The sequence below is a fragment of the Bacillus sp. MYb56 genome (assembly GCF_002976445.1).
Classification (GTDB): domain Bacteria; phylum Bacillota; class Bacilli; order Bacillales; family Bacillaceae_G; genus Bacillus_A; species Bacillus_A mycoides.
In genome coordinates, this window is sequence record NZ_PCOH01000003.1 from 147,336 (window position 1) to 168,323 (window position 20,988).

General features: G+C 33.3%; 28 protein-coding genes and 1 riboswitch. Of the genes, 8 read left to right on the forward strand and 20 right to left on the reverse strand.

All coding sequences use genetic code 11. From position 1 onward, the window contains the following. Nucleotides 1-28 precede the first annotated feature (28 nt). Together hfq and CQ058_RS05545 are read right to left on the reverse strand one after the other, a co-directional pair. Nucleotides 29-217, reverse strand: a complete 189-nt coding sequence (gene hfq, locus CQ058_RS05540) for an RNA chaperone Hfq (protein ID WP_002012071.1) — start codon at nucleotides 215-217, stop codon at nucleotides 29-31. A gap of 55 nt (nucleotides 218-272) precedes the next feature. Next, complete coding sequence (locus CQ058_RS05545) at nucleotides 273-491, reverse strand: aspartyl-phosphate phosphatase Spo0E family protein (protein ID WP_002189061.1); 219 nt, start codon at nucleotides 489-491, stop codon at nucleotides 273-275. Between the two features lie 304 nt (nucleotides 492-795). Here CQ058_RS05545 and CQ058_RS05550 point away from each other — a divergent pair, with 304 nt between their 5' ends. The 4 genes from CQ058_RS05550 to CQ058_RS05565 all read left to right on the forward strand — a co-directional run bounded on the left by CQ058_RS05550 (nucleotide 796) and on the right by CQ058_RS05565 (nucleotide 3,769). After that, entirely contained in the window at nucleotides 796-912 is a 117-nt protein-coding gene (locus CQ058_RS05550) for a YjcZ family sporulation protein (RefSeq protein WP_000007805.1), read from the forward strand. Between the two features lie 192 nt (nucleotides 913-1,104). Further along, the gene (locus CQ058_RS05555) at nucleotides 1,105-1,572 is read left to right on the forward strand and encodes a VOC family protein (protein WP_002193165.1); all 468 of its coding nucleotides are present in this window, start codon (nucleotides 1,105-1,107) and stop codon (nucleotides 1,570-1,572) included. A 6-nt stretch (nucleotides 1,573-1,578) separates the two neighbouring features. Continuing rightward, nucleotides 1,579-2,796: an MFS transporter gene (locus CQ058_RS05560; protein WP_002193166.1), complete on the forward strand. Its 1,218-nt coding sequence runs from the start codon at nucleotides 1,579-1,581 to the stop codon at nucleotides 2,794-2,796. Between the two features lie 247 nt (nucleotides 2,797-3,043). After that, nucleotides 3,044-3,769, forward strand: coding sequence for a sulfite exporter TauE/SafE family protein (locus CQ058_RS05565; RefSeq protein WP_002193167.1), 726 nt, complete (start codon nucleotides 3,044-3,046; stop codon nucleotides 3,767-3,769). A gap of 201 nt (nucleotides 3,770-3,970) precedes the next feature. Here the strand turns inward: CQ058_RS05565 and CQ058_RS05570 are convergent, their stop codons facing one another. The 5 genes from CQ058_RS05570 to CQ058_RS05590 all read right to left on the reverse strand — a co-directional run bounded on the left by CQ058_RS05570 (nucleotide 3,971) and on the right by CQ058_RS05590 (nucleotide 7,205). After that, nucleotides 3,971-4,582: a PH domain-containing protein gene (locus CQ058_RS05570; RefSeq protein ID WP_002189058.1), complete on the reverse strand. Its 612-nt coding sequence runs from the start codon at nucleotides 4,580-4,582 to the stop codon at nucleotides 3,971-3,973. Nucleotide 4,583: 1 nt separating this feature from the next. Next, nucleotides 4,584-5,129 carry a sigma-70 family RNA polymerase sigma factor gene (locus tag CQ058_RS05575; RefSeq protein ID WP_002193168.1) on the reverse strand — a complete coding sequence of 182 codons (546 nt, stop codon included), beginning with the start codon at nucleotides 5,127-5,129 and terminating at the stop codon, nucleotides 4,584-4,586. 174 nt (nucleotides 5,130-5,303) lie between these two features. Then, the gene (nfsA, locus tag CQ058_RS05580; RefSeq protein ID WP_002189055.1) at nucleotides 5,304-6,038 is read right to left on the reverse strand and encodes an oxygen-insensitive NADPH nitroreductase; all 735 of its coding nucleotides are present in this window, start codon (nucleotides 6,036-6,038) and stop codon (nucleotides 5,304-5,306) included. A gap of 165 nt (nucleotides 6,039-6,203) precedes the next feature. Further along, nucleotides 6,204-6,521: a magnetosome magnetite crystal formation protein family gene (locus CQ058_RS05585; RefSeq protein WP_002193169.1), complete on the reverse strand. Its 318-nt coding sequence runs from the start codon at nucleotides 6,519-6,521 to the stop codon at nucleotides 6,204-6,206. A 147-nt stretch (nucleotides 6,522-6,668) separates the two neighbouring features. After that, on the reverse strand, nucleotides 6,669-7,205 hold the full coding sequence (locus CQ058_RS05590; RefSeq protein WP_306475273.1) for a YdcF family protein: 537 nt from the start codon (nucleotides 7,203-7,205) through the stop codon (nucleotides 6,669-6,671). A 202-nt stretch (nucleotides 7,206-7,407) separates the two neighbouring features. Here CQ058_RS05590 and CQ058_RS05595 point away from each other — a divergent pair, with 202 nt between their 5' ends. After that, a complete protein-coding gene (locus CQ058_RS05595; RefSeq protein WP_002126540.1) occupies nucleotides 7,408-8,073 on the forward strand; it encodes a DUF421 domain-containing protein in 666 nt (221 codons plus the stop codon). 38 nt (nucleotides 8,074-8,111) lie between these two features. On the opposite strand, the gene CQ058_RS05600 is transcribed toward CQ058_RS05595, so the two are convergent. Both CQ058_RS05600 and CQ058_RS05605 read right to left on the reverse strand, forming a co-directional pair. Further along, on the reverse strand, nucleotides 8,112-9,467 hold the full coding sequence (locus CQ058_RS05600; protein ID WP_003188403.1) for an MATE family efflux transporter: 1,356 nt from the start codon (nucleotides 9,465-9,467) through the stop codon (nucleotides 8,112-8,114). 89 nt (nucleotides 9,468-9,556) lie between these two features. Next, nucleotides 9,557-10,387, reverse strand: a complete 831-nt coding sequence (locus tag CQ058_RS05605; protein WP_002086530.1) for a MerR family transcriptional regulator — start codon at nucleotides 10,385-10,387, stop codon at nucleotides 9,557-9,559. 268 nt (nucleotides 10,388-10,655) lie between these two features. Here CQ058_RS05605 and CQ058_RS05610 point away from each other — a divergent pair, with 268 nt between their 5' ends. Beyond that, on the forward strand, nucleotides 10,656-11,819 hold the full coding sequence (locus tag CQ058_RS05610) for a cation:proton antiporter (protein ID WP_002011888.1): 1,164 nt from the start codon (nucleotides 10,656-10,658) through the stop codon (nucleotides 11,817-11,819). 63 nt (nucleotides 11,820-11,882) lie between these two features. Here the strand turns inward: CQ058_RS05610 and CQ058_RS05615 are convergent, their stop codons facing one another. From CQ058_RS05615 to CQ058_RS05650, 8 genes are all read right to left on the reverse strand, one after another. Continuing rightward, a complete protein-coding gene (locus CQ058_RS05615) occupies nucleotides 11,883-12,161 on the reverse strand; it encodes a DUF3986 family protein (protein WP_002030895.1) in 279 nt (92 codons plus the stop codon). Nucleotides 12,162-12,241: 80 nt separating this feature from the next. Then, nucleotides 12,242-13,591, reverse strand: a complete 1,350-nt coding sequence (locus CQ058_RS05620; protein ID WP_016103047.1) for an aspartate aminotransferase family protein — start codon at nucleotides 13,589-13,591, stop codon at nucleotides 12,242-12,244. 189 nt (nucleotides 13,592-13,780) lie between these two features. Further along, a complete protein-coding gene (locus CQ058_RS05625; protein ID WP_002189050.1) occupies nucleotides 13,781-15,331 on the reverse strand; it encodes a solute symporter family protein in 1,551 nt (516 codons plus the stop codon). Between the two features lie 2 nt (nucleotides 15,332-15,333). Then, nucleotides 15,334-15,675: a DUF485 domain-containing protein gene (locus CQ058_RS05630; protein ID WP_002193172.1), complete on the reverse strand. Its 342-nt coding sequence runs from the start codon at nucleotides 15,673-15,675 to the stop codon at nucleotides 15,334-15,336. Between the two features lie 237 nt (nucleotides 15,676-15,912). Then, nucleotides 15,913-16,542, reverse strand: a complete 630-nt coding sequence (locus tag CQ058_RS05635; protein WP_002193173.1) for a sterol desaturase family protein — start codon at nucleotides 16,540-16,542, stop codon at nucleotides 15,913-15,915. 82 nt (nucleotides 16,543-16,624) lie between these two features. Beyond that, on the reverse strand, nucleotides 16,625-16,918 hold the full coding sequence (locus CQ058_RS05640; protein ID WP_002011898.1) for a hypothetical protein: 294 nt from the start codon (nucleotides 16,916-16,918) through the stop codon (nucleotides 16,625-16,627). A 19-nt stretch (nucleotides 16,919-16,937) separates the two neighbouring features. After that, the gene (locus tag CQ058_RS05645) at nucleotides 16,938-17,570 is read right to left on the reverse strand and encodes a LysE family transporter (protein ID WP_002189048.1); all 633 of its coding nucleotides are present in this window, start codon (nucleotides 17,568-17,570) and stop codon (nucleotides 16,938-16,940) included. Nucleotides 17,571-17,709: 139 nt separating this feature from the next. Continuing rightward, a complete protein-coding gene (locus tag CQ058_RS05650; protein ID WP_002193174.1) occupies nucleotides 17,710-18,438 on the reverse strand; it encodes a YqcI/YcgG family protein in 729 nt (242 codons plus the stop codon). Nucleotides 18,439-18,698: 260 nt separating this feature from the next. On the opposite strand from CQ058_RS05650, the gene cspB reads away from it, so the two are divergent. Beyond that, the gene (gene cspB / locus CQ058_RS05655) at nucleotides 18,699-18,896 is read left to right on the forward strand and encodes a cold shock-like protein CspB (protein ID WP_002011904.1); all 198 of its coding nucleotides are present in this window, start codon (nucleotides 18,699-18,701) and stop codon (nucleotides 18,894-18,896) included. Between the two features lie 119 nt (nucleotides 18,897-19,015). After that, on the forward strand, nucleotides 19,016-19,264 hold the full coding sequence (locus CQ058_RS05660) for a DUF2564 family protein (RefSeq protein WP_002011905.1): 249 nt from the start codon (nucleotides 19,016-19,018) through the stop codon (nucleotides 19,262-19,264). A 33-nt stretch (nucleotides 19,265-19,297) separates the two neighbouring features. Here the strand turns inward: CQ058_RS05660 and CQ058_RS05665 are convergent, their stop codons facing one another. The 3 genes from CQ058_RS05665 to CQ058_RS05675 all read right to left on the reverse strand — a co-directional run bounded on the left by CQ058_RS05665 (nucleotide 19,298) and on the right by CQ058_RS05675 (nucleotide 20,902). Further along, entirely contained in the window at nucleotides 19,298-19,474 is a 177-nt protein-coding gene (locus CQ058_RS05665) for a zinc-finger domain-containing protein (protein ID WP_002011906.1), read from the reverse strand. Nucleotides 19,475-19,486: 12 nt separating this feature from the next. Then, nucleotides 19,487-20,146, reverse strand: coding sequence for a ribonuclease H family protein (locus tag CQ058_RS05670; protein WP_002189046.1), 660 nt, complete (start codon nucleotides 20,144-20,146; stop codon nucleotides 19,487-19,489). A gap of 267 nt (nucleotides 20,147-20,413) precedes the next feature. Then, entirely contained in the window at nucleotides 20,414-20,902 is a 489-nt protein-coding gene (locus CQ058_RS05675) for a QueT transporter family protein (RefSeq protein WP_002011909.1), read from the reverse strand. A 6-nt stretch (nucleotides 20,903-20,908) separates the two neighbouring features. Next, nucleotides 20,909-20,953: riboswitch (PreQ1 riboswitch) on the reverse strand. Nucleotides 20,954-20,988: the final 35 nt, after the last annotated feature.

Consider the following 20,988-nt stretch of genomic DNA (forward strand, 5'->3'; position numbering starts at 1 on the left):
ATGAAATAAGACACTCAAAATGAGTGTCTTATTTCATAATTGTTGATATTGCCTGCTTATAAATAAGTTGTTGTTTTCCATCTACTAATATTAATACTGTAAATCTATCTACTCCAACTACTTCCCCTACTATTCTTACTCCGCTCTTTAAAAATATAGTAACTGCACCTTTTTCTTCTTTTATTTGTTTATACAACTCTTCTTGTAAATGTTCCAATAACTGTTCTCTCCTTTATCAGTAAATAATCCTAATATAAAAAATTAAAGATTAATCACTTACATACTTTGTCTTTTATATTCATAAACTTATTAATTAGTATATCTAAATCTCGACTAAATAACAAAACTTTATCATGATCTAATCCATGCCTAGCAACAAGTTGAATTAACTCTTTCTTTTTGTGTTCTATTTTATTGTGTAATTGTCCCATCTCCATCTCTATACTAAAACTCCCTTTTCCCATAATATTACTTGTAAAATTATAGTACATTTCCACTCATAAAAAAATAAAAAAATGGCTTTTTTTACAAATTTTATATTTATGAAAAGAAATTTTAATGTAATTGTAAGTTTCATACCCCTTTCATTTGCAATACATTCACCTAGTATACACTTCCATATTGTTTTACCATTTTTAAAAAAGCGCTATGAAACAAAGTAAATATCATATTTAAATCCGATCACAGGCTCTTGTCTAATTAGAAGTAAGACTTGCTCCTTTTCTAAATAAAAACATATCTTATAAAGTAATCCATTAGTTATATAGATTAATTTCCTAAAAAGGAGGAAAAAACATGAGCTTTGGTGGTAGTTGCGCTGGTTTCGGCGGTGGATTTGCTTTACTCATCGTGCTATTCATCCTTCTAATCATTATCGGATGTAGCTGTTGGGGTGGCGGCGGAGGGTTTTAAATATAATACGTATCCTTTTCGCTAAACTCTAAATGAATGAAATATGTTAACTAAAAACTATACGAAAACAGCTCATATTTGAGCTGTTTTTTCATACTTTCGTATGAATTTATGTCCATCTTTTTTGTGATTTCAACTAACAAGAAATCGTTTACTATAGAATAAGAAACATTTTTACTAAGGAGGATTATAATGATTAAAGGTCTTTATGAAGCACATTTACCTGTCTGTAATTTAGAAATTTCGATACCTTTTTATGAATCACTGGGGTTAAAATTATATAAAAGAGACAACGATATCGCCTTCTTTTGGATTGTAGAAAATGAAAGTTGGATTGGTCTTTGGGAAGGAAAAGAATACAAAGTCAATTATCATCCATCCTTACGACATATCGCTTTCCAAGTAAGCTTACACGATTTAGAAAACGCAATACACTGGCTCAAACAGAAAGGAATTCCAGCGCGAAAAGACTTTGGAATGGAGCCAATTGAGCCAATCGTTTTTCCAGAATTAGCACACGCCTCCGTATATTTTAACGATCCTGATGGAAATAGTTTAGAATTCATTGCACAATTACCTGTTGGACTACCTAAAGCAGAGAAAATGTATTTAAGTGAATGGAAAAAACAAGTACAGGCATCACTTATAGATAAGATTTAATTTCTCATGTCAATTTCTTATTACAGGCTTCTTAAAACAAATAAAAACTTTAAAAAATTATTTTATGGTCAAACATTAAGTGTACTTGGGGATTGGTTTCATACTGTCGCTTTATTAACACTCGTCTATAGCATAACAGAATCTTCATTTATGTTAGCACTCACCTTTATGAGCAAAGGGTTACCTCAACTTCTTCTGAGCCCATTCATAGGCGGCATTGTAGACCGTTTTTCAAAAAAGAAAATTATGATTTTTACTGATAGTTTACGAGGAATTATCGTCCTCACTTATTTATTAGCATTCTACAAAATTGAAATTATTTTCGTTTCTAATATATGCTTATCAGTACTCTCTTGCTTATTCGAGCCTGCTAAGCAATCAACTCTAAAAAATATCGTACATCAAAAGCATTTCGTAACCGCTAACTCTCTTTCTAGTACAATCAATGGTTTTATGTCTATTATGGGAGCTTCTTTAGGTGGGCTCATTGCACAATCTTTAAGTATCGAGATTGCCTTTTTTATTAATAGCCTATCATACTTTATTTCAGCCTATATTATTTATAAAATAAAGATCCCTTCTCGTGACACTTTTAGCAAGAAAAAAGCGTTTTTCACTGATATAAAAGATGGTTATACATACATATTACAAAGCAAAATTATTTTAACATTAATTCTTGTCGGCATTTCATGGGGCATTATTGGAGGTGCCTATCAGTTACTTCTAACAATCTATGCCGAAAGAATCTTCCACACTAACATTGGTATTTTATATGCGGTTCAAGGGGCTGGACTTATGATTGGTAGTCTCCTCGTTAATCTTTATATGTCTAAAAATGAAGACAAAATGAAAAGAGCATTTGGTTGGGCCTATTTACTACAAGGAATTTTCTTTCTCGGATTTACTCTATCCGATCAACTTATTATCGGTATCATTACATTACTCTGTATGCGTATAGCAGGAGGAATCATCGTTCCACTTGATACGACATTACTACAAACGTATACGCAAGAAAACATGATTGGTAAAGTTTTTTCATTTCATTATTCCATCTACGGATCGCTTATTCAGTTATCTATGTTTATTACAGGATGGTTTTTAGAAATCCTTTCTCCTCAAGTGATTGGTAGCTTGTTAGCTATATGCTGTATTTTTGTTAGTTTTATATGGCTTTTCTTGTTTTATCGCGGTGAGCTTGGTGAAGAATCTATTGATTATCAATAGATTCTTCACCAAATTTTATTTGATCTCATTTATTAGCGCTGCGTAACAATACAATTATTTGAAAATGGCAACCATATTCGTTAATGGGCCCTATACGAGAATGCTATTTGAGAAGAAACTAAGTATTTATGTTAAAATAAAAGTAAGATTGTGAAACATTGCACTTATGCTATAGGCTCAAAATAGCTAAATTCGATTTTCATGGTATTAAAATATTTATTGTATTTGATTAAATAGGAGGGCTATTTTGGAGATTACATTAAGTTTCATATGTATTATATTGGTGGCTTCTGTTTTGCAAACAAGTACAGGTTTTGGCTTTTCCATAATGGTAACACCTTTTTTACTAATGTTATTCTTACCACAAGAAGCTATACAAATTAATATTATTTTATCATTAGTTATTTCAATATCACTCATTTGGAAAATAAGAATGGACATTGACTTTATTCTACTGAAAAGGTTAACTATTGGAAGTATAGTTGGTGTACCTTTTGGTATTTTACTCTTCATTTCCATTAATATAAACGCTTTTAAATTAGCAATTAGCATCCTGCTCTTACTATTAACATTGATGCTAATATGCAACTTTAAGGTTAAATCAACACCATTTAGAGATTTTATAGTTGGTGGATTATCAGGGCTTTTAACGACCAGTATCGGTATGCCAGGACCACCCCTGTTACTTTACTTTACAGGAACTGATACGAAAAAAGAGAAGTTAAGAGCAACTACTTTAGCTTTTTATCTATTTATATATTTCATTAGTCTACTAACTCAAATACTCTTTACTGGCACAAACAAAACAATTTGGGAATCAAGTTTTTATGCTATTCCAATCGTATTTCTAGGTTTGTATATAGGTCAAATTATTTTCAAATGGCTTAATCAACGGATTTTCAAAATATTTACGTACATCCTTTTAAGTTGTACGGGGGGGTATCTTCTTATTGAAAGTTTGAACTTGTTATAGAGGGTGCTTTAGATAGTGCACAATAATAGATAGGTTCAAACGAAATTATTGCTGCATTTTCAAGTGCGATGGGGCATTCTATATCAAAACTCAAATAACTTTATTGGCAGTTTACAATTAGCAATAATCGTTCTTTCATAAGACAAATATTTTAAATCGAGTACTAAATAAAACGATAAAAAGCGGCTATTATGCCGCCTTTTACATTAAATATTTTATAAAGCAAAGACCTGCACTTACTATCACGAATATATTAAAAAATAAGAAAAACCCTTTTTCAAAATCTGTATACTTTTCTACTTTTACTCCGCGTTTTTTTAACTCCATAACTATCATTGCAACTTCACGTGCATACTCAATACTTCCAAATTGTATATGAGTGTTATTATATTTAATCTCAAAGACATTTTTCATTTTTTTATGTTGCGAAATGGATTGTATATCCTCTATTGGCATGCTATGTTCATTTGTTTTTTTAAAATAACAATCTAATCCTTTCATAATCACTCTTTTATTTGTTAAAACGATATAATAATAAAAAGTAGCTCCTACGTAATATATATTTGGTATTACTTTATTATTTGCCATATATCCTTCGTCTACTAACAGTTCCTTCTCAATTTCTTCACCAGCTTGTAATTCGTTGCGAATTGACTCTTCCAACATTTGTAAAGTTATTTTTTTTAATAATTCTCCATTTCTCACATAATACTTATCTATATTTATAGACTCATTCGCTTCTTTCTCTAAACGTGTAATTTCTTCTTCTGAATATTGGAGTTCGTTTAACATCGATAATAGTCTTTTATCCATATTACACACTCCCCTTCCACATTTTTTGAAGTTTTTTCTTCCCTCGAGAAATTCGATTATATATATAATCCGCTGTTACTTTTAATTCTTTTGCAATATCGTCAATGGAATACCCATCAATATACCTCTTTAAAAAGATATATCGATCCTTTTTATTTAAATCTTGTACTATTTCCATAATCTCTTCTTCTTGTTCTATTTCATAACTATCATGGATACCTTTATCTATTTCTGCTTCTTTATCCATTTTGTTCTCTCTATATACTTTCTTTTTATATTCCAATGCCTTTAATTTAGTAATACCAATCATCCAAGATTTTAAGTTTCCCTTTTCTATATCAAATTGGTCGATATTAAACCAAATGATAGTAAATACATCGTTATAACAATCATCTACATATTGTTTCTCAATAGGGGTACTTAATGATTTATGAATAATGTATAAAACTAATTTTCCATATTGATCAATGACTTCTTTCAAAGCATCTTGATCACGTTTTTTCATAGCTATAATTAAATCCTCTTCAGAATCAAAAATCATAAACATCTTCCTTCCTCAGTTCCCCTTTAGCAGCTGCTTTTACTTACTATTGGCATTTCATTCTCATTTTCTATCACTTTTGTAAAAATTTATTGATTTTTATTTCTATGTATATGATAGCAAAAAAATACATTTCTCCTCCAAAAAAGACAAACCCGCATTCCAGGTTTGCCTTTTTACTTATTTCTTATTTAATCCTTTTTCATTTAAAAACTCTTTCATATGCAGTCTTTTCTCTTTGGACATAAATGAGCTCATTGATTCCGTCCATGTTACGTTTTTTTGATTTGACGATCTTTCTTTGTAATACGCACTCATCGTTTCATCATATTCGTTTAATAATTCATCATATTTCTTTTCATCGTATCCATTTTCATGAAGAATGGCCGCTACCGGTAAACGCGGCTTAACTCCATGCTCTTCATTTGGTACGCCCACTGTCATTCCGAATACCGGATATACTTTATCCGGTAAATGAAGCAATTCACTCACTTCTTTCGGGTTATTACGAATTCCGCCAATATAACAAATGCCGTATCCTAATGATTCAGCTGCAAGTGCTAAGTTTTGTGCAAATAATGAGGCATCTACTGTTGCTACAATAAAGTCCTCTACTCCCTCATGTTTAATTTCTGTTCCATGTTTCTCACATGCAGTTTCTAGACGTTTTAAATCCGCACAGCATACAAAGAATGCTGCACAGTCTTTCACATGACGATTCCCGGATAATTCAGCTAGTTTAGCCTTTAGTTCCTGATCTGTTACATATATAAGAGAATACGCCTGTACAAAATGTGAGGAAGCTGCATGCTGCGCAGCTTGCACCATTCTTTCTACTATCTCTTTTGAAATTGGTTCTTCTTTATATTTACGAACTGAAACGTGTTGCTCCATTTTATGTATCATCTCATTCATAAAAACCACTCCTTTTTTCTCTTCATAATAAAAAATTAACATATCTTTTTCATTATTCACAACTTATAAGCAAAAAAAGAACACTCCTTTGTGAGTTGCTCTTTTTTAAATACATATTAATATGGTAAATGAAATTATATCGACTTTACACACATAACGACAACGTTAAGCTGCTTTCAATACTTTAATACCTTTAACAATACTCCAAATGAAGTAGTAAATCCCTACAAGAATAAACACTGCATACGTTATAACCATCCCAATTCCAACGCTATCAGACTGATTGAAACTTAAACCATATACTCCTGATAAAGCTAACCCTCCAAATAAAATTGCATATGGGAAAACATGTGACCAAAATGCTTTTTTCGCATGATATTTCACTTCATCTTCCGCAACGAAGTACACGATAATTGGTAGTAAAAATGGTGCAAAAAAGATACTAAAATAACATAGCGAAGATAAAATATTATTTCCTTTCAACCGAATCACCTCTAAAGTTTTTTGTTACCTTCATTATGTCAGGAAACCTTTCCAGAAACTATCGCTTTACCTTTCATGAACATGACATTTTTGTAAGATTTTCCTCGAAATAAATCCCGCCTCAAATTTTGGGCGGGATTACTTTAACTATATTCGATTCATAAACCAATATTGCGTAATCGCTAAATATTCTCGTACATTCGATGGAATGATAATTGGCTTCGGTGTTTTGGCCGGAAGCCCTTCTAATTGCAAACCTTGTTTTGCAGCTATTTTTTTCGCTCTAAACATATGGAAATCGTTTGTTACGATCATACCTTTTTTCATATTGGCCGGAATTAACGGTTTTGAGAATTTAATATTTTCATCTGTGCTCGTCGACTTATCTTCCATTATAATGCGGTCTTCTGCAATATTTTGTTTCATTAATCCTTGTTTCATCGCTAATGCTTCTGTAATATCTTCACCTTTTCCTTGGCCTCCAGATACAATAGCAATTGTTTTATCATGTAATTTTAAATACTCAGCTGCTTTATCAATACGATATTGCAATGAATAAGAAGGTTTTGTTCCATTTACTTTCGATCCTAGTACAATTATATAATCCGCATCATCAATTGCATTCATATGCCCATGCTTATAAATGTTATATTGTAAAAACCCCGCATATACGGCGCAAATCATTATAACAACTAAAATATACTTGATTATTTTCTTCTTTCTCATATCCATATACCCCTATTCCCTTTACTTCCTTCATCATAATATCCATTTATTCGTTTGTATACAGACAAATTCCAATTAAGCCTAATTTATCCTCCAAAAGGTAATATTTCTATTAATTTCGGGAATAGTAAGTACAACTTCGCACGAAGGAGTGTCCCTATTGCTTCTCTTTTTATGTAACGTATCATTCTTTTTTATCTTATTTTTACTATCACTTAAGCTACTTGGTAAATCTGCATTAGCACAACTAACTCCTCATGATTTTGGGGCTATTATCTTTTTATCTTATTTAGCTTTTCAAGCCATACCAGTCGCTGGTGCTTTACAAGCATTTCTCGGTATGGTCGTTATTACATGTTTGCATTTGCTTCTTACAAAATTAAGCCTACTCAACAAACTAAATCGTTTTATTCTCGGACACCCCATTATTTTAATTAAACATGGTGATATTATTTTTGAGAACTTACAAAAAAGTAGATATCCGATCCCTGAATTGCTTTCTAACCTTCGCGTCGCAGGATATCCAAGTGTTCATGAAATTGAGTATGCGATATTAGAAGCGAATGGAGCTATTAGTATTTTACCAAAAAGAGAACTTGTGCCTCTGACTCCAAAAGATTTGAATATAAATGTTAAGTATGCAGGCTTACCAATTGCTCTTATCGTTGATTCACAAATTCAATACGATAACTTAAAATTAATCCATAAAAATGAAAAGTGGTTACATGCAGAGTTAATGGAGAAAGGCGTTACAAATATTAAAAATGTGGCTTTCGCTTCTGTGCAGGAGACAGATGGATCTTTTGCAATTAGTTTAAAAGAATGAAAAAAAATCCCCTTACTTGTTCAAGGGGATTTTCTTCACTATATTGCTTTTTTCTCTCTCGCCATGTTTAACGGAACAGGATGTTTCATACGATTCATCGTAAATACGATAATTGCTGTCAATACTTCCGCTACTGGCATAACGAGCCAAATTCCGTTTATACCAAATACTTTTGGCATAATCCATAACAATGGGATAACAAATAGTAAACCTCGGCTCATTATTATAAGTACTGATTTTTTCGTTTGTCGCACTGATTGGAAATACTCTCCATACACAATGTTATAGCCTAAAAATACATATTGAATAAAGAATAAACTAATACCTGTTAACGTTAACTCCAATAGTTCTGGCGATTGAACATTAAATAAACCTATAATATATTTCCCAAAGAATAAACCGACAACAATCGCAATGCCTCCAAGTACAAGCGCAATTTTCACAGCAAACTGTAATCCTTCACGCAATCTTTCTGATAAGTTTGCACCGTAATGGAAACTAGCGATTGGTTGTAATGCTGCACCAACACCGAAGAATAATAATAATGTCATTGCATGAATACTATTCACCATCGCATAGGAAGCGACTCCTATTTCTCCTGCATATTGAACGAATGCAATGTTAAAACCGATTGTTACGATTGCAACTGTACTTTCTGCTGTAAAACTTGGGAAACCGATCACCATAATTTGTTTAACCGTATCCCATTCAAAATGGAATTTCGTCCATTTTAAAATACTACTTTTTCTAAAGAAGTGAGTTAATAATACAAGGAAACCAATTGCCGCCGAAAGAATAGTAGCTGAAGCAGCACCAGTTACACCCCAGCCAAAGATGAAAATAAAAATATAGTCGAACACTATATTTAATACAGCCGTTACAACAAGACCTGCCATTGCTAAATTAGGATTTCCGTCATTTCGTATAAATGTACTTAAAATATTTTCTAAAACGTATATCATTCCAAATGTTAATAACACCTGTAAATAGTCTAATGCGTATGGTAAAATCACTTCATTCGCACCAAATAAATATGCTAAATCTTCTATTCTCCATAAGCAAATAGCCGCTAAAACGCCAACGATAACAACTGCTACTGTCATAGATTGAGTAAAGATAGACCTTGCTCTTTCCAGTTTATTTTCACCTAGTGCAATGGAATATAGCGTTGCTCCGCCCATTCCAATCCATAATGAAATAGAGAAGAAAATTGAAAATGCTGGAATAGCTACGTTTACTCCGGCTAAACCGTTCGCTCCAACTCCTCTACTAATCATGACTGCATCAATCACAATATTAACCGACATTAATACCATCCCAAGAACAGCTGGTATTAAATACGTAATAAATAAACTTTTAATTGGTTTTTCTCTTAATTTTTCTGTTGTTTCCATCATATAAATGCTCCTTTTTCAATGCTCTGTTCACAGTTTAAACCTTCAAGTTACTTGAAGGTCAATAGAGAATCGAAAAATATATAAGCCTATTTTTTAACAACAGGTATTTGAATTTCCGTTACTTGCTCCTTCGGATTTTCTGTTACGGACCAATCAATTAATGCAAGTTCCAGTGCATCTCCGCACACTTCATATCCTTCGTTATCAATGTGCTTTAATAATTCCGTATACGTTGCATCTGTTTCTTCATATGGTCCATGGTGATAAGAACAGGCAAATATCCCTTCTTTTATTTCATCTGAAGTATGCGCTTCAAAAGGCATGTAATCCAATAAAATAAACACACTGTTATATGCTTGAAACTCATTTTGCATTAATGCTTTTTTTGAAACTGTTACACCGATATCACCTGAAAATAAACTATTATCAATTTGCTTCATATTTTTTTGCAACGAATGGATATAATATTCAAACATATCATCCGTTGTATTTGGTGCAACTGCAATTGCTGTAATTTTTCGTTTCGGTATCTTTTTATAAATAATTTGATTTGCTTCAGATTTCGTCGCTTTCTTCATTAAATGGATTTTATGTTCCATTTTTGCCAAAGCATACTCGATTTCTCTTTGTTTTTTCAGCATCATTTCTTGTTGTTTTTCAAGTAAATTCAGCGCATAAGATGGATTTCGTTCATCAATATATTTCTTTATTTCCTTTAACGGGATGTTCAATTGGCGTAAAAATTTAATCGTATCTAATAGTGAAAACTGATCAATTGTGTAATAACGATAATTGGTTTGAGGGTCAACAATTGACGGATGAAAAATCCCTTTTTCATCATAATAACGTAATGTAGATTCCGCTATATTATGCATTTTCGCCATTTCCCCAATTGTAAAACGTTGATTTAATAACATTTTTCTTTCTCCATTCATTATATGTAAACTTTATTACTTCCTATTATATATCTATATCCCCCGTTTCTAAAACGAATCCTCTCATGAAAATCTGCTATTTTTTCATTGATTTTTAATAAATTTTATTATATATTAATTACAGGTTCAAATTACAAGTTCAAAAGAACTCGTAATCAGACCCTTTGTTTAATGGATCTTTACATATTATCATTAGGCAAATTCCGAGAAATCGTATGATAAAAATAAAAAATGATGAGGAGAGGATCAAATGGAATTCGAATTTTTCTTTCAGATTGCACTTATTTTATTAAGTACAAAGCTCGCTGGTGACCTTAGTGTTAGATTAGGTCAACCTTCTGTACTCGGTAAATTAATTGTTGGTATCGTTATCGGTCCAGCTATATTCGGATGGATTGAAAATTCAGAGCTTCTAACACAATTAAGTAATGTCGGAGTTATTCTTTTAATGTTTATGGCAGGACTTGAAACAGACTTAGAAGAATTAAACGCAAATCGTAATTCTTCTTTAGCTGTTGCACTTGGAGGTATCGTTCTTCCATTTGTAGGTGGTTACGTTGCCGGTCTTGTTGTCGGTATGGAACAAGGGAATGCTGTCTTTTTAGGATTACTTCTATGTGCAACAAGTGTTAGTATTTCCGTTCAAACACTTCGTGATTTAGGTAAAATGAAAACACGTGAAAGTACGACGATGCTTGGAGCCGCTGTATTTGATGACATTCTTGTTGTTATTTTATTAGCATTTGCAATGAGCTTCTTAGGCACAGATGACGTTAACTTAACAATGATTATCTTGAAGAAAGTAGTATTCTTTGCTTCTATCATTTTAATCGGATGGAAAGGTGTTCCAGCAATCATGCGTTGGTTATCACCGCTTCGCGTATCTGAGTCTATCGTTAGTGCTGCGCTTATCATCTGTTTCTCATTCGCATACTTCGGCGAACTATTAGGAATTGCTGGTATTATCGGTGCTTTCGCAGCTGGTATCGCTATTTCTCAAACGAACTACAAACATGAAGTAGAAAAGAAAGTAGAACCAATTGCTTACGCTATGTTCGTTCCAGTATTCTTTGTTAGTATCGGTATGAATATTACATTTGACGGTATTGGCGATCAAATTTGGTTCATCTTAGCATTAACAGTTATCGCTGTATTCACAAAACTAATTGGTTGTGGATTCGGTGCACGAATCACTGGATTTGATGCAAAGTCTTCTGCAATTATCGGTGCTGGTATGGTTTCTCGTGGTGAAGTTGCACTTATCATCGCAGGAACAGGACTTTCTTCTGGCCTATTAGCACAAGATTACTTTACAGCTATCGTTATTGTCGTTATTTTAACTACAATGATTACACCACCAATGTTAAAATACACTTTTGGTGCAAAAGATAAAGCAATGAAAGCAAGTAAATAAGTTTACTATAATAAAAGGAGATTGCCATCTTATAAGATAGCAATCTCCTTTTTCATTTTATCTTTAAACAATTCCATTCATTTTTAACCAGTTTTCAAACATAGTTCGCGCTTCTTCATCATCGATATCATTACTAAATGAATACACCTTAATGCCATAATCATCTATATATTCACCTAGCTTCATTTCCTCCACTTTTTTGTAAAAATCATCTACCTCATAGTGTGGAATATAGGCATCCCAAATTGGTTCATTTATTCTTTTATACGCTGTCACTTCTAAATCATATCCATCTTCATAATATCCGATGTGATAATGTTTACTAGGGTCATATTTCTCCATTAATATCCCTTCCTTTAAAAAGCTATCCTATTTCACGTAATAAACAAAAGCGAGCTGTATATTACAGCTCGCTCAATTAATTAAATACGCTCCATCGCCGTCTTCAACGTACCAACAACGAAAGCAATTTCTTCACTTGATATAACGAGCGGCGGTGCCAATGTTAAGACATTATTATATCCTGCTGTTGTCATACCGTTACGCCCAATAATGAGCCCTTTTTCTTTACAAGCATTTACAACACTTGCAATTTTGTCATTATCAATTGGTTCTTTCGTCGCTTTATCATTTACTAGTTCGATTCCAACTAATAACCCTTTCCCTCTAATATTTCCAACAAGTGGATGTTCTCCAATTTCTTCTTTTAATTGATTTAATAAAAGTGAACCCATTTGTGCAGAGCGCTCAATTAAATTTTCATTTTCCATAATCTCTAAGTTTTTAAGCGCTAATGCACAAGCCGCTGGATTTCCACCAAATGTATTAATATGGCGGAAGAATTCATATTCTCCTGTTCCTTTAAATGCCTCATAAATTTCTTTTTTTACAGCTGTTGCTGATAATGGTAAATATGCGCTCGTAATACCTTTTGCCATCGTAACGATATCAGGCTTAACGTCATAGTTCATAAACCCAAATGCTTTTCCTGTACGCCCGAAACCACAAATAACTTCATCACTTATAAGTAGTGCTCCGTGTTTTTGACATGTTTCGTGAATTGCTTTCATATAGTCTTGTGGTGGCATTAAAATACCTCCGCCTGTAATAATTGGCTCCATAATAAATGCTGCTATCGTTTCACTTAATTCCCATGTCATAACACGATCTACTTCTTTTACGCATTCTACATCATAAATATTTTGTGATTCCATTTCTGGCATGCGGTAACAATCTGGAGGCGTTACATGTAAAAACCCTGAAGCAAATGGCTCATATTGGTATCTACGTTGTGCTTGGCCAGTTGCCGCCATCGTTGCCATTGTGTTTCCGTGATAACCACGATAACGTGACATAAATTTGTAACGATGCGGTTCACCTTTTTGAGCATAATATTGTCTTGCTATTTTAAAAGCGGTTTCATTCGCTTCTGATCCACTATTAGAGAAGAAAATAACATACTCTCCACCAAGCCACTCGTTTAACTTTTCAGCGAGCTTAATTGCTGGTTCATGTGATTGTGACATCGGAAAATATGATAATGTTTGCAATTGCTTATAAGCTGCCTCTGCAAGCTCTTTTCTTCCATATCCGCTATTTACACACCAAAGACCACTCATACCATCTAAGTATCTTTTTCCTTGTATATCTTCAACCCAGCACCCTTCTGCTTTTGCCCCTACCATTGTACTACTTGGACTAAAGGGACGCATTCCGTGCCACACATATTGCTCATCTTTTGCTAATAATTCATCGGTTTGTTTTGTCTTCATCATTTCTTCCACCTTCCATAACAACTTATTTTTCACAAAGCTGCGCTGGTGCCATGATGAGTTAAATTTCTCCCTGCCTATTTTCATTCCACAAACACAAGACAAATCCTACCAAAATTAAAGTAATATTTATAAGAAAATGTCAAAAGAAAGAGGAGCTTTTCTTATATTTCGAAAAGCTCCTCTTTTTTAATGCGAAGATGCATCACTAATACCATGACCAGTATTAGATTTCACAAGAATTTCATCAAATTTCGCTGCATCTTCTTTCTTACTAGAGAAAACAGTTCCTAAATATGCTGCAAGAAACCCGAGCGGGATCGAAATAATTCCAGGTGTCGTATATGGGAATATCGCTTCTCCAATAAAAATAGCTTTTCCAGCTACTGGGTTCCAAACATTTGGACTTAACGCCACAAGAACAATCGCTGATACAAGACCAACAATCATACCAGAAATTGCTCCTGTTGTATTAAAACGCTTCCAATAGATTGTAAATAATATAACCGGTAAATTTGCACTCGCTGCAACCGCAAATGCTAGTGATACTAAAAATGCTACGTTTAATGTTTGAGCAAATAAAGCAAGTATAATAGATACTATCGCTACTCCAATAGACGCATAACGAGCCATTGACACTTGCTCTTTTTCCGTTGATTTTCCTTTACGGATAATCTCATTATAAAAATCATGCGCGAATGCTGATGCTGCTGTTAACACAAGTCCTGCTACTACAGCTAAAATAGTTGCAAAAGCAATTGCTGATACGAAAGCAAATAAGAAATCTCCGCCTAATGCTTTTGCTAATAAAGGTGCTGCCATATTACCAGCAGGGTTTGCTTTAATAATCGCCTCATTTCCTACAAACGCTGCTGCTCCAAACCCTAAGAAAATTGTCATAATATAAAACGCGCCAATTAACCACGTCGCATATACAACAGATTGACGTGCAGTTTTTGCATCACGTACTGTAAAAAAGCGGACAAGAATATGTGGTAATCCCGCTGTACCAAGGACTAGTCCTAAATTTAAAGAAAGTGTATCAAGACCATCCTTATACTTTACTCCTGGATTTAAAAACGAATCTTTTAATGGAGTAGCTGTTTTCATGTGAGCGAACATTTCAGTCACACTGAAATTAAATTTGGAGAAAACGATAACAGAAATAATAAATGTCCCTGCCATAAGTAGTACAGCCTTTACAATTTGAACCCAGCTCGTAGCTGTCATTCCTCCAAAAATAACATACACAGTCATAAGTGTACCTACGATTAATACAGATGTTGTATATTCAATACCTAATAATAGTTTAATAAGTGCACCCGCACCAACTAATTGTGCAATCATATAAAAAATTGAAATCGTCATCGTATTAAGCGCTGCTATACCACGAACTTTTTTCGCATCAAAACGTGCCGCAATCATATCCGCTAACGTGTACTTCCCTAAATTTCTAAGCGGTTCTGCGACAAGATATAGAACAACTAAATAAGCAACTAAAAAGCCGATACTATAAAAGAACCCATCAAACCCAGTTAACGCTATCGCTCCGGCTATACCAAGAAATGACGCAGCAGACATGTAATCCCCAGCAATAGCCAGACCATTTTGCCAGCCAGTTAATCCCCCTCCAGCCGTATAAAATTCACTCGCATTTTTCGTTTTTTTTGATGCAAAATAGGTTATGACGAGCGTACCAAGAACAATAATTAAAAATAGTGCAAACGCAGTAGTATTCAAATTCAGCCCCTCCCTTTTTGCATATCTTGCAGAATTTTTCGCGAAATTTCATCAAAGGATTCGGCTTTCTTGCTGTAAATCATACATAATGACCATGTCATAATAAATTGCGCAAAAGCAAATACCCATGCCCATGTCACATCACCAAACGCCGGTGTATTAAGCACCTTTGAATACGATGTTAAAATAGGTAGTGCTATAAAAAAACTTAAAAAGAAAATACTCATCGGAACGATAAACTTCTTTTTCGTATTTAATAACAATTGAAACTCTTCAGACTGAACAACTTCTGTATAGTTCACCTCATTTTGTAACTTACGTGCTGACGTATCATCTCGTTTCATTCTCTGGTCCCCTCTCTTAACTTAAAATACAATTCCTCCTTGCATACCTAAAGACTAAATTTTATAAATATTCAGAAACTTATTTCCATTTTAGACAATCCATACATTCCTGCAAAGATTTTTCGATAGACATTTTTCGTCATTTTCTCCTAAATTTTCAATATACTTTTTTAACATAAAATTTGATTGATTCGATTAAACTTTTATTCCCATTAAAATAGAAGAAAGAAGTAGTGCTTATCGCACTACTTCTTTCTTTGTCTCCTTTTCTAAATTACGAGCTGTTTCACTTAATTCAACGTCTTTTCCATCTTTAAGTGTTCTAAATATAAAATCGAATACTGGATTTGAAACTCCGAACCAAAACTTTTCATTTTTATAATGGTGTAATATGTGCTGTTTTTTTAGCCATCTTCCAAACTTAGTGAAGGGACGAATCGGTTTATGTGCAATATAATGTTTCCATTCATAAACGAGGAGCATGATAATCATTCCGATTCCGAATGAAAGTGTAACAGTAACACTTTTTGTAATACCATACGTTATAAGTAAATATATAGTAAAGCTAGGTATACTAAACCATACAGGCAAAAATAAAAGTTTTAAATCATCTGGATATACGTGATGATCATAATGTAATCTTCTTAACATTTTTAATAAAAATGCGTTTTTAGGCGGCTTTAAATGGAATAAAAAACGGTGCGTCATATATTCGTTAAACGTATAAAAAACAATCCCAAACATACACGCTAACATACCAATCCATGTAAAAAATTGCATTTTTAAAATAATAATAAAAATTAATAGAACACTATACATAATAACAATATCATTTTGTAAAAAAAACTCTTTCACCACTCTCTTCATCTTACTTCCCCCTTTTCCACAAAAACAGCCGCAACATATCGTTACGACCATTTTTTTCTATTTCATTCTTATTCTATTCACTTTACAAATTTGCCTGCTGTTCTATTGTCGAGAAAAAAGTGTTCGGACCAAATATATTTTGCTTCGGAATAATGTGTTCTACTGCAAACACTGTTACTTCTCCTCTTTGTACTTCTCCAATAATGAGACCAAATACTTCATGATTTACCGCAAACGTTGGTTGTTTCGTTTGCAGTAACCTTGCTGCATTTTTAAATACCGCTTCATATAGTGGATTCCTATCAGTAATTTCTTTTCGGATTTTTGGTGCTAAAGTGATGATAATTTCTTTTCCGTCAATAGTGGTTCGATACATAAAAATCTCCCCTTCAATCTTATATGAACAACTGTAAAGCTTTGTATGCAAAATGGATAGAATATCCTACTAAAATAATACCTGCTCCGGCTGTAATATAGCCAAGTGCTTTTTTCTTTAATAAAGTTCTTCCAAAATGTACAGAAAAAGCAATATTTAAATTCCACAAAATAATACCAACAATAATACAAAGACTGTACAAAAAAGCTTCTTGTTTCGTTACCTTTGTAAGCAACGAGCTAAGTGTACTTCCATATATACCAAACCAAAAAATGAGATTTAATGGATTGGATATCGCAATTAGAAATCCTGCCATAAAAGATTGTTTAAGTCCACCTATCTCTTCTTGTTTATATTCCATATTAGAGTGAGAAATTCCTTGTTTTACACTTTGAAACCCTAAATAAAACAACAAGAAAAAACCAGCGCAATACATAAAAGCTTGTACATATGTATACATAAACACAGAAGATAAACCAAAATAAATAAGCAGCATAAACAAAATATCAGCAGTCATTCCTCCGATTCCAACAATCCACGCATGCCAAAATCCACGTTCAATTCCTCGTTTTAACATTTCAATATTAATCGGACCTACAGGTGCAGCTAATGAAATACCTAATACTATTTGTTGTATAATTGCTCCAAACATCACTCTATCCTTTCTACTTCTTTTACTATTAAGTAATGATGCAAATAAAGAAAATAGACTAGCTTTCATAAAAATTATTCACTAATACAATACCCTTTTTTATCCAAAATATGCAAAAGAGCCATCCAGTTGATGGCTCTTATTTCTCTACCCTATGATGAAAAGGACATTTACCTTTAATCGGCTCAATATCATCCCCTATGAAATATTGTTTCCATTCACGATGATTAGGATCGCCGTAGTGACTAATGTTAGGGTGCTTCGGCAACTGATCCCACTTTTCAACTCGTTCACGGACCATTTGTCTTGAATACGACCCTTTAGGACGATCTCCTTCTAATCCCTCGAAAATAGTTCGTGGCTGGAATCCAATAACGAGAGAATTTCCTAAATGCCTAGTCTTTCGCTGTTTATAAGCTGGCGCATTCCCAAATGCAAATATTGGTTCACCACCAAATGAAAATTCCCATAAATGATGGTCTGGATTTTTCGGGATTTGCTTTGGCCATAATTGATTATCTTGTTCATGCAAATATTGTAGTACTTTCCAAAAATAATCTCGATAATATTCGATTGATTTTTCTTCACATTCCGGTTCCACAAAAAGAAAAAATCCTCTTCTTACAATCGGCCGCTCTTTCATTAGCTCCAAAAAAGTTAACATTGTATTTGGCAAATGACTCCAATCATTATGAGAGAGAAATGAATAACGAAGTTCATTCTTCTTCAAAGCTGTTAAACCGAAATAACACGGGAAGGTTGGTTCTAACACGACACTCGAAAAATCATGAAATTCTTTTGCAACCCAATTCGGTATGTCGACTCTATTTTTCATCCCTTCATTATCTAATAAATAAGACTCATCCATTCTTTCACCTCATTATGTACAGCATTCACTTAAGAATATTACATACTCGGCTTGTCCTATACCTTTTTAAAAATTCAAGAAAAAATTAATTCAAAATACAAAATTTTAAAAACGCTTACTTGACTAAATTCTACCAATTCATGTATATTTAAATTAATCATTTAGCAGAATATTCGAGAATATAGCATTTTTTATTTTTATTATTTTTTAATGAATTTCACTAAATGAAAAAAGGAATCGTTTTTAGGAGGAATTGTGACATGCAAGGAAAAGTAAAATGGTTTAACAATGAAAAAGGTTTTGGATTTATCGAAATGGAAGGCTCTGAAGATGTATTCGTACATTTCTCTGCTATTCAAAGCGACGGCTACAAAGCTTTAGAGGAAGGTCAAGAAGTATCTTTCGACATTACTGAAGGAAACCGTGGACCTCAAGCTGCTAACGTAGCAAAACTTTAATCCCACTTATGACAGGAGGTTATCTTACTTGGTAACCTCCTTTGTTATTCCTTTGTATATTTCCGTTTTCCAGAGCAAAAACTATGTGAAATGCGCAAAATACAAAGGAGGCAATAACAATGGGGTCACATGTAAATGATTTTGAAGAAGTAAAATTCCGTGTAGAAACTGCACAAAAAATGGTAGGTTCTGCAACAATTTCAATGGATCCAGACACATTAGAGCATGCCACTACTGCAGTAGAATCGGCTCGTTCTCAGCTTGAAATCATGAAATCCGTTGCAACGGATTTAGATGAGCCATTTCTAATGAATGAAGAAAAAAAATTAAGTAAATGCGAGCATCAATTACATGAAGCGAAGCACTAAAAAACATCCAGAGAAAATTCTCTGGATGTTTTTTTATGACAATTGCTCCCCATACTTTTTCAACTTCTCTCCAACCGTACATTGCCGTATACAAAAAGAATGGGCATAGTATTTACTATGATTTTTCCGATTATGTTCCTGCAGGAAACACCCTCCGCAATACGTTTCTAATAAGTCATTTACCTCTGTAATGAGTTGCTTCTTCTTCACGTGTGCACCTCTCTATTCGGTTATTTCTTTATGACTATCAATTGTCGTCCCTTCTAATGCTTGCGCTGCTAATTGATGTGCCTCTTTATTTTGTTTTCTAGATATCGGTTCACAAATAAGTTTTAATTTCATTTGCTTCGCTTTTTGTTCAATTTGATCTAAGTAATGATTTAAATGTTCATCATAGCAAGGCCATTCACCAGCTAATTGCTGCAGTACAACTTGAGAATCTCCACGAAGTGTAACTGCTTCATATTTAATTCCTAATTCCTCGAGTGTATTCATCCCGTATAATAATGCTGCATACTCCGCTTCGTTATTATCATATATGCCTTCTATGTATGCATTGCGACGAATTCGGTAATTTGTATTTCCTTTTTTATAGTATACACATATACCAACCCCAGCTTCTTTCGTCTGTACATCATAACCACCATCAAAATAAACTTGAATTTCTTGCGGATTTTCCTCCACTTGCTTACTCAGTTTTTTCATTTCTTTTAATGACCATTCCGCGTCCATTTCATCGAAAAATAAAAGTTCTTTCACCCTACCTGTTTTCTCAAAATCCTCCGCAAATTGAAGCACTTCTTCTATGTTCATATAATCTGTTGTTAATTCAGTTTGTAAACCACGCTTCGTTTTATACAACCAATGTATTTTATATTTCATACTAGATTCCCCTTTTATAAGACTTCTTATATTTATCCCGCATGAACGGTCAGTAAGACTCCCACCTTAAAATTTAACGAAAGCAAAGAAGTTAGGCGGAAGATCAACTGTCCGTAAATGCCCGATTGGTTCAACTAATAATCAGTGGGGTCCCCCCACTGATTAAAGTTTCACTTTATTTTATTATATTTTATCAAAAGTCACAGTATTATATACAATTTAATCACATACAAAAAGAGCCATCCTAAGTAAGGACAGCTCTTTCATCTATTGCATAAATCTTTCAAATTGCACTCGCTTATTAATCCAATACATTACAGGCATACCAATTGCCATTACAACAAATTCACCAACTGCACAAGTTAGCCATGTCAATAAAAATGGCAGATCAAACGCAAGATGAAGTTCAATTGCAATCATAAACATTGTGACTGTAAAAATAACTGTATTAAAAATCATACGAGCCCAAACACCTTTAATGAAGCGCATAGAAATAATAGTTGCAAGTAATGCAAGAATTGATTGCCCTACTCCAAATACTAAATCATAAGCGATCATAGGTGAGAAAAAGAGATTCGTTAAAAATACACCTAATACAATCCCGTAAATTGCTTTCTTATTGAATACAACGAGATGATTAAACATCTCTGAAATACGAAACTGTACACTCGTAAAGCCAAATGGCTGAATAAGCATAGAAACAGCAATATATAATGCCGCTAAAATACCATTACCGACTAATGTTCTTATATTCATGACAAAATCTCCTTAGTTTTTTTACGTGGGATGGTTTCGAACCACGTTATTCGTTTTTAAGCAACAAGATTATATTTTACGCAATA